This is a genomic window from Klenkia sesuvii (genome assembly GCF_037083825.1).
In the GTDB taxonomy this organism is placed as follows: domain Bacteria; phylum Actinomycetota; class Actinomycetes; order Mycobacteriales; family Geodermatophilaceae; genus Klenkia; species Klenkia sesuvii.
On the sequence record NZ_JBAPLU010000050.1, the window covers coordinates 1 to 1,523 of the forward strand.

Genomic DNA, 1,523 nt, shown 5'->3' on the forward strand with positions numbered 1-1,523 from the left:
CCCCAGGGGTCATCGCGCAGGGCCAGCTGCCCGTACTTCCAGGACTTCACCACGTTGTACAGGAACGGGATGGTGGAGGCCCCCAGCACGAACGACCCGATCGTGGAGATCGTGTTCAGGGTGGTGAACCCGTCGGTGGGCAGGTAGTCGGCGTAGCGGCGGGGCATGCCCTCGTTGCCCAGCCAGTGCTGGACCAAGAAGGTGGCGTGGAAGCCGATGAAGGTCAGCCAGAAGTGCACCTTGCCCAGCCGCTCGTCCATCATCCGGCCGCACATCTTGGGGAACCAGAAGTAGATGCCGGCGTAGGCGGCGAACACCACCGTCCCGAACACCACGTAGTGGAAGTGGGCGACCACGAAGTAGGAGTCACTGACGTGCCAGTCCAGCGGCGGGGAGGCCAGCAGCACCCCGGTCAACCCACCCAGCAAGAACGTGACCAGGAACCCGATGGAGAACAGCATCGGGGTCTCGAACGTCAACTGGCCCCGCCACATCGTGCCGATCCAGTTGAAGAACTTGATGCCGGTGGGGACGGCGATCAGGTAGGTGAGGAACGCGAAGAAGGGCAGCAGCACCGCGCCGGTGGCGTACATGTGGTGCGCCCACACCGTCAACGACAACGCCCCGATCCCGATGATCGCGAACACCATGCCCTTGTAGCCGAACAACGGCTTGCGGGCGAACACCGGGATGATCTCGGAGATGATCCCGAAGAACGGCAACGCGATGATGTAGACCTCGGGATGACCGAAGAACCAGAACAGGTGCTGCCACAGCATCGGCCCACCGTTGGCCGCCGAGAACACCAACGCACCCAGGTGCCGGTCAGCCAACAGCGCCATCAACGCAGCGGTCAGGATCGGGAACGCCAGCAGGATCAGGATCGAGGTGACCAACGCCGCCCACGCGAAGATCGACATCCGGAACATCGTCATCCCCGGCGCCCGCAGGCACACGATCGTGGCGATGAAGTTCACCCCACCCAAGATCGTGCCCAACCCCGACACGGCCAGCCCGGCGATCCACAGGTCCCCACCCGCACCCGGGGAGTTCGTCACGTCCGACAACGGCGAGTAGGCGAACCACCCGAAGTCCGCCGCCCCACCCGGGGTGAAGAACCCCGAGATCATGATCAACCCACCGAACAGGAACAACCAGTAGGAGAACGCGTTCAACCGCGGGAACGCCACATCCGGGGCCCCCAACTGCAACGGCAGGATCAAGTTCGCGAACGCGAAGAACAACGGCGTCGCGAAGAACAACAACATCACCGTGCCGTGCATGGTGAACAACTGGTTGTACTGCTCGTTGGACAAGAACTGCAGCCCAGGCCGAGCCAGCTCACCACGCATCAGCATGGCCATCAGGCCACCCACCATGAACCACGTGAACGACGTGGCCAGGTACATCAGACCGATGGTCTTGTGGTCAGTGGTCCGCAGCAGCATCGAGAGCCGCGAACCCTTCTCGGCCACGTGAACCGGACTCGGACGGCTCACGATCGGAGCGGGGGCGATCGTCAC

Annotated in this window: 1 protein-coding gene; it reads right to left on the reverse strand. The window is 63.4% G+C overall.

Translation table 11 applies throughout. The features are described from left to right. Nucleotides 1-1,523, reverse strand: a 1,523-nt coding sequence (gene ctaD, locus TEK04_RS21150; protein ID WP_432277364.1) for an aa3-type cytochrome oxidase subunit I, incomplete at both ends; no start/stop codon positions are given.